Source organism: Protofrankia sp. CiP1_Cm_nod1 (assembly GCF_920888515.1).
Lineage (GTDB): Bacteria > Actinomycetota > Actinomycetes > Frankiales > Frankiaceae > Protofrankia.
The window spans coordinates 11830-18844 of sequence record NZ_CAKKTM010000356.1 but is presented as its reverse complement, the minus strand read 5'-3'; the positions used below and the strand labels follow the sequence as shown (position 1 = coordinate 18844).

7 protein-coding genes and 1 pseudogene are annotated in these 7015 nt (G+C 71.0%); 1 reads left to right on the top strand and 7 read right to left on the bottom strand.

The annotated features are described in order from the left end of the window. From NBX02_RS16170 to NBX02_RS16145, 7 genes and pseudogenes are all read right to left on the bottom strand, one after another. A partial coding sequence (locus NBX02_RS16170; RefSeq protein ID WP_250292036.1) for an adenosylcobinamide-GDP ribazoletransferase occupies positions 1–612 on the bottom strand: 612 nt, incomplete at its 3' end. Positions 613–624: 12 nt separating this feature from the next. Further along, positions 625–1806 carry a nicotinate-nucleotide--dimethylbenzimidazole phosphoribosyltransferase gene (cobT, locus tag NBX02_RS16165; RefSeq protein WP_250287071.1) on the bottom strand — a complete coding sequence of 394 codons (1182 nt, stop codon included), beginning with the start codon at positions 1804–1806 and terminating at the stop codon, positions 625–627. A 104-nt stretch (positions 1807–1910) separates the two neighbouring features. Continuing rightward, complete coding sequence (locus NBX02_RS16160) at positions 1911–2930, bottom strand: hypothetical protein (RefSeq protein ID WP_250287063.1); 1020 nt, start codon at positions 2928–2930, stop codon at positions 1911–1913. 781 nt (positions 2931–3711) lie between these two features. Beyond that, positions 3712–4119 carry a hypothetical protein gene (locus NBX02_RS16155; protein ID WP_250287065.1) on the bottom strand — a complete coding sequence of 136 codons (408 nt, stop codon included), beginning with the start codon at positions 4117–4119 and terminating at the stop codon, positions 3712–3714. Positions 4120–4168: 49 nt separating this feature from the next. Then, positions 4169–4501, bottom strand: a pseudogene (locus tag NBX02_RS23275) (toll/interleukin-1 receptor domain-containing protein); the annotation flags it as partial. A gap of 11 nt (positions 4502–4512) precedes the next feature. Then, positions 4513–4995 carry a hypothetical protein gene (locus NBX02_RS16150; protein WP_250287068.1) on the bottom strand — a complete coding sequence of 161 codons (483 nt, stop codon included), beginning with the start codon at positions 4993–4995 and terminating at the stop codon, positions 4513–4515. Beyond that, positions 4988–5227 (bottom strand): helix-turn-helix domain-containing protein, encoded by a 240-nt coding sequence (locus NBX02_RS16145; RefSeq protein ID WP_250292034.1) that lies wholly within the window; start codon positions 5225–5227, stop codon positions 4988–4990. Before NBX02_RS16145 ends, NBX02_RS16150 begins: the two co-directional genes overlap by 8 nt. A gap of 169 nt (positions 5228–5396) precedes the next feature. Here NBX02_RS16145 and tyrS point away from each other — a divergent pair, with 169 nt between their 5' ends. Next, complete coding sequence (tyrS, locus tag NBX02_RS16140; protein ID WP_250285966.1) at positions 5397–6794, top strand: tyrosine--tRNA ligase; 1398 nt, start codon at positions 5397–5399, stop codon at positions 6792–6794. Positions 6795–7015 lie beyond the last annotated feature (221 nt).

Sequence of the window (7015 nt, the reverse complement as noted above, 5' to 3'; positions counted from 1 at the left end):
GAGCAGCCCCGCGGCGGCGGCGGCGACGACGACGGCGAGCACGGAGCAGACGGCCTGCCGCGGCCGCACGGAACCGGCGACGAGGGCGCCGAGCCCGTTCGGGTGCGCCGCGGGGATGCCGGCGGTGCAGGCCAGGGTGGCCGCCAGCCGTCCGGTCATCGACGCGACCAGGATCGACAGGCTGCCCCGGTGCTCGTTGATCGCCAGTGACAGCGCCGCGACCTGGACCAGCACGGCGAAGATCAGCGCCAGCGCGCCGAACGCGCCCAGCCGCGAGTCCCGCATGGCCGCCAGCGCCCGCTCCCGGCCGGCGCCGATGCCGTCGGCGACGTCGGCGAGCCCGTCCAGGTGCAGGCCGCGGGTGAGCAGCGCCAGCGTGGCGATCCCGATGGCGGCCGGGAGCAGGGGCTGGGCCGGGGTCCCCGGCGGCGCCGCGGGCAGCTTCGTGAAGAGCCGGAAGCCGACCACGACGGCGGCGGCGATGGCCCCCAGCACGAGGCCGACCAGCGGGGCGAGCGTCATGGCCCGGCCCATCGTGCGCCGGTCGAGCACGACCCGTCCTCGGACGGGCAGCAGCGAGAGCAGGGAGAAGACCGTCCGCGTGGCGAGCATCGGCCGCCCGCGTCAGGCGCCCGCCGTCCCGGGCGTGTCGCTCGGGACGGCGGCGGTGCCGTTGGCGACCGGCCCGCTGGGGGCAGCGCCAGCGGAAGCGGCGTCGCTGGCAACGGCGCCAGCGGAAGCGGTGCCGCCGGCGGCCGGGCCGGCCGGGGCTGAGCCGGCCTGGTCGCTGACGCCGGCCTGGTCGAACGTGGCCATCTCGGCGAGTGTCGCCTGGGCGGCCACCAGCAGGTGGACGGCGAGCAGCGCGCCGGTGCCCTCGCCGAGGCGCAGGCCGAGGTCCAGCAGAGGCTCGATGCCCAACGACGTCAGGGTGAACTTCTGCGCCGGCTCGGTCGACCGGGTGCCCGCGACCCACCAGGCCTTCGACCCGGGCGCGTACGCCTCGGCGGCCAGCGCCGCGGCGCAGACCACGACCCCGTCGAGCACCACCGGGGTGCGGCGGACGGCGGCCTGGACCAGCAGGCCGGTCAGCGCGGCGAGGTCGGCGCCGCCGATCACCCGCAGCAGGGCGAGCGGATCGGCGGCGTACGGCCGGCCGCGGCGCATCGCGTCCCGGATCGCCGCGGTCTTGAGCATCCACCGGGTGTCGTCGATGCCGGTGCCGCGCCCGACGGTCTCGATCGGTTCCCGGTCGAGCAGGCTGGCGACGATCGCCGCGGACGGGGTGGTGTTCCCGATTCCCATCTCGCCGGGGACCAGCAGGTCGGTGCCGGCGTCGACCTCCTCGTCGACGATCGTCCGGCCGAGGTCGAACGCGCGGGCGGCCTCCTCGGCGGTGAGGGCGTCCTCGACGTCGATGCGCCCGCTGCCGCGCCGGACCCGGTAACGGCTGGTGACGTCGGCCGTGGCCACGCCGCCGGCCGCGGGCGGCACGGCCTCGTCGGCGTCCACGCTGACGTCCACGACCCGTACGGACGCGCCGACCGTGCGGGCCAGCACGTTCACCGCGGCGCCGCCGGCGGCGAAGTTCGCCACCATCTGCGCGGTGACCTCCGACGGGAAGGCCGAGACACCCGTCCGCGCGATGCCGTGATCACCGGCGATGATCACGGCCCGGATGCGCCGGAAGGGCCTGGGCGGGCAGGCCCCCTGCACGCCGGCGAGCCAGACCGAGATCTCCTCCAGGCGCCCGAGGGCACCCGGGGGCTTGGTCAGCACTGCCTGCCGCTGCCGGGCGGCAGCCATCGCGTCGGCGTCGAGCTCTGGGATCCGCACAGCGTCTTTATTACCCGATGTGCCACCGGGCACCGTCGGGCGCCCATACCCCAACGGATATCCGACAGATCCCGTCAGGCCGGGGCCTCTTCCGAGGAGCCGCCCCAGGCCGAGGTCAACGCGACCAGGTCGGACCAGTCGGCGCCGTGCTGGGCGGCGCCCTCGGCGAGCTGGGACACCTCGCTGCCCATCCAGGCCGCCGGCCGGGCGGACGAGGCGACCACCGCGCCGGTGACATGGTGCTCGGCCTCCTCGACGTCCGGCCGCTCCCGGCGCAGCGCCGCGTCCGCGCAGATGACGTGCACCAGCGGGGCCAGGCAGCCGACGCCCTGGTCGCGGCCTCCGGCGCCGTCCACGCCACCGACCCGCTCGCGGGCCTCGGCCAGGAACGGCGCGGCCGCGTAGATCTGCCCGGCCAGGACGAGGGCGCTGGCGGCCATCGTCACGAACAGCGCCGGATGGTAGCTGTCGAGGGAGTAGGCGGGGGCGCCGTATTTCTCGGTGGGCAGCCGGCTCATCAGCTCCTGCGCCCGGCCGATCGTGGCGACGGTACCGAGGGTGTCGCCGAGACGCGCCCGCGCGCCCGCCTCGGCGACCGCCAGCATCACGGCGGCGGGGGTGCTGCCCGCGTACCGCTGCCCCTCCACGGCGAGCGCCAGCGCGCTCCGCCAGCGCTGCAGCCCCCGCGCGGCCATCGCCCGCACGGCGTGGGCGTGCGCGATCGTCGGCCAGTCCCCGATGCTCGCGGCGACCGACTCGGCCTGGGCCAGCGCGCGCAGCCCGGAGCAGACGTCACCGGCGTCGATGAGCGCGTTGCCCTCCAGCACGAGGGTGCGGGAGTGCAGGGCCTGCCAGTCATGCCTGGTACGGATCGCCCCCGCCTGGGACACGGCGATGTGGCGGTCGAGGTTCCACGCCTGCAGGGCCGTCTGTGCCGGGGCGGTGGACCCGTAACCGTCGACCAGCGCCCGCATGGCGGTGGTGAGGCCGGTCAGATCCTGCGCGCCCCGGACGCGCCCGGGGAAGGTGCTCACCAGATGTCCCGCCGCGACGAGCCCGGCAACCAGCCCGAGCCTGCGCCGATCGACGCCCATGCGCGACTCCAGATGTTCGCGATGTCCGCGTGACAGCCCCAGTCTCTGGCGCTGTCGGGATCATGTCGATGGCCCGGTTGTGTCAACATCCCGGCCGTGTTGATACCTCTCACTCCCCGTCATGTCCGTGGGGCCGCCGACGCGGCCCGGGCCTCCCGCGTGCTCCCCGGGTTCCCCCTTGGACGTCCCCGGGCCGCCTGTCGTGCTTCCGGGCTCCCGTTCCGCCTTCCCGGGTGCCCCGGCTGTCGCCTGGCGCGCGAAAACATGACCGTGACAGATTGTGATCATGCCGGTTCGGCCGGGGTCAGGTGCCGGATGCCGCCGCCGCTAACGAATTATCGGCCCCCCCGTTGTAACGCCCTGCGACCACCCCCAGCCCAGCGGCCCTCACCGCGCCGTCCCCACCCCGCCCCAGGGGGCCACACCACCACCAGCCCGCACAAAATCCCGTCCCGCCCGCCCCTCACGGAGAGTTCTCCGGCACGCCCCGCCAGCACCGTAATGACGTCGTAATCAAGAAGAAGATCGACGCTGTCGCTTGCCTGTTCTCCGTCGCCACCATGGCTGGGGCGGCGTTCGCGGCTGTGCCGCCGGCGGCGTCCCGCGGGGGACTCGACCCAGCCCCGGTATGGGCGCGTCCGGGTCGAGTGGCTGGTACGCGGGATCCAGCTCGGCGAGCTCGCCGAGCTCGAACCTCCGGAGCTTGACCGCCCACCACAGCAGTGGACGGACGTCCCCACCGGAGGTCTTGTACTTCCCATCCGGCAGGACGGTGGCCCATTCACCATCCGGAAGGGGATGGAGGGCGGCGGATCTCCTCCGCCGCCGGCTTTCCGAGATGAACCAGTTCGGAGCCCACCCACGGGTCCATGGGCCGGTAGACCGGTTCAATGATCTTTTCGCGGAAAGTGGTCACTACGTCCAAGCCCGGCGTTTCGACGCTGACCGCGACCGGCCAGCGTCGCCGCTCCCCGTCGCGCTGGCCGTCCATGCTCACATACGGCATGCCCCCGCCGCGGGTGATCTGCTCGACGAGGGCGTCCGGGTAGCGTGACCGGCAGGCCTGGGTGACGAGGTCCAGCAGACGGTCGGTCAGCTGCTCGTCGTCCGGCCCCGGATACGCTGGGGGCGACCCGCCGCCAGCGGCCGTACCGGGATAGAGTTGGTGGGGCCGTGGGCAGCTTTTCACCGTTGATGGCCGCGCCCAGCCCGGTCAGCAGCGCATGCCGGGCCTCGGCGGCGGAGCGGTCCACCAGGCTGATTCGGCCGAACGGCCGCATCAGTGACGGCATCTCGCAGGCGGCGACCCGGACAGGGATCAGCTTCCGGTCTCCCCTGACCGCGTCGGCGAGGGCGGCGGTCAGCTCGACGCCGCACCATCTCGAGCCTTCGTAGGCCGGGGAGAGAATCGCGAGTACGCAGGTGGCGGCGGTGAGCTCCGCGTTGATCCAGCCGACAAAGCTGCTGCCGGGGACCGAGTGCCAGGCCTGCAGCCGGGGCCGGTAGCCGGCCTCCCGCAGTTGCCAGGCGATCCACACCGCCCACGGTTCGTCCACTTCGGTGTAGCTGATAAAAACCGTGACTATGCTGTCGCCTGTTGTGACTTCGGTATCGGTACGTCCCCCGCGCTCACCGCCTCATGATGGCAGCTGCTTTTCCGTGAGTGGCCCACCGCCCCGGCCGGCCACTCACCGTAGAGCAGAAGATGCGCATCATAACCGTTGATGCCTGGGGGCACCGGCAAACCAGCAGGCCAGGTCAGGGAGCAGGCAAACTTGCCTTGTAGGGCGAATTGACTGATGTGGCCAAAGGGCTTCTGAAGGCAATAAGATCTTGGATGGACGCTGCCGTGGGCTTCGGGTCCTGTCTCGTCCGAGAGCACCGGGTCACGACCAGCTGTCTCACGTGACTTGACAGCTTCCGGCGGGATTGCCACCGACAGGATGGTACTGTCGATGCCGAACTCGGCGGCCGCGCCAGGGTCCGTGACGAAGTCGAAGGTGCGCCACGGGCCGGTGAGCACACCTACCCGCGTTCCGTACAGTTCGACGGCCAGGTCAGCCATCCCCGTCCCGGGGTGTGATCGTCGCGGTCAGTTCGATGCCGGTCTCGCGCATGGCGGCGAAGAGGCGGTCCATCACGATGGATGGCTTGCCGGCCTCAAGCTCCCAGATGTACTTCTGCGTGGTGCCCAGCCGACGGGCGAGCTCACGCTGGCTCAGCCCGGCGAGCAGCCTGGCCTGCTGCAGGATGCGCCCCAGTGACTCGGCGCTCGTGACCTTCCCCGTGTACGCCATGACCCCGCCTGACTCCGATATCGCCGTCACGATAGACGACTACCTTATCGGAGTCAACTGCCACGACGGTGATATCGACCTGATCGGCCTGTGGCCACGTTGACCAAGAGGAATCGGCTCGCGACGGCCCAATAGCATGTGTGGACATCCAGTTTCCAGGAGAGCGTTGATGACCCGACTGAGCCAGTCCGTTGACCGCGCCACCGCCCTGCTGAACGGCGCGGACCTTGCGGCCGACGCCACCGTGCGCGAGCTGCTGACCGAGACCACGCGGCGCCGCGGCCTGGATCTGTCGGACCTGGCCCCGGCCGAGCAGGCCGCCCTGATCGCCGCCCGCTCGCAGGAGCTTCAGCCTTCCGCCGACGCGCTGGCTGAGCGGATCATCGCCGCCGACAGGAAGGGCCGTCGGTTCGTCGCCAAGTTCGGCATCGACCCGACCGGAGCCGAGGTGCACCTCGGGCACTCGGTGCCCATGCTCATCCTCAGCCGCTTCCAGCGCATGGGCCACCAGGTCGTGTTCATCGTCGGGGACATGACCGCCAAGATCGGCGACCCGTCAGGCCGCTCTGACGATCGCCCCGCCCTGACCGACGAGGACATCGTCCGCAACCTCGCCACCTACCGCCAGCAGGTCACTCCGTTCTTCGACTTCGACCGCGCCCAGTTCCGCCACAACGGCGACTGGCTGCGACAGATCACCCTGCCGGAGATTATCGAGATCATCTCGCAGATCCCGGTGTCGATGCCGCTACAGCGTGAGGACTTCCGCAAGCGCCTCGAGCTGGGACAGGGCCTGTCGCTGGCCGAGCTGATGTACTCGGTCGTGATGGCGCTGGACTCCGTGGAGACCAGCTGCGACCTCGAGGTCGGCGGCATCGACCAGTTCCTCAACATGCAGATGTGCCGCAAGGTCATGGACATCTGCGGTCAGACGCCCGAACTCGTGGTCGCCACCTCGCTCATCGAAGGCACGGACGGCACCGGGGCCAAGATGAGCAAGTCCAAAGGCAACTACGTGCCGCTGACCGCCCCAGCTGGCGAGATCTTCGGTAAGATCATGTCGGTACCCGACCGGCTCGTAGAGCCCTACTTCCAGGCGCTGTCGGAATGGCTGGACCCCGAACTCGCCATCACCAGCGAGCGGGTGGAGGCCGGGACGCTGCACCCGATGGACCTGAAGAAGATCCTCGCCGGGGAGGTCACCGCCGCCATCCACGGCGTCGACGCGGCGATGAAGGCTCGCGAGGAGTTTGCCGCCCGCTTCTCCAGGCGCACCTTCGGTGAGGTCGAAGACCTGCCCACGATCGCCGACCTCAGCCAGCCCGTGACCGAGGTCATCAAGGCCCTGGGCTTCGCCAGGAGCAACGGCGATGTCCGCCGCGTCGCCCAGCAGAACGGTCTGCGCCTCGTGGTCGAGTCGGAGGGGGGCCAGGAGCAGGTGACGCTGAGCGCCGACGAAACTCGCGAACCGCTGGCCACCCTGGTCAAGGACAAGTTCGACGGCCAGCTCGGCGACCTCTACCTCAAGGTCGGCCGCAAGCTCGCACGCGTCATCACCACCGCCTGATCCGATATCGCCGTCGTGATGGATGACTACCTTATCGGAGTCAGCTGCCATGACGGCGATATCGACGTCATATGGAGCGTCGCCAAAGCCGGCTACCGAGCCAGAACCACTCGAAACCCGTAGCCGTGGTGCCGGCCGGAGCGGTCATCATTCTGCCCGGTGCCGCTCTGCCGCGTCTCGGGTGTCTCAGGCCGCGGCAGAGGCAGAGGCAGAGGCAGAGG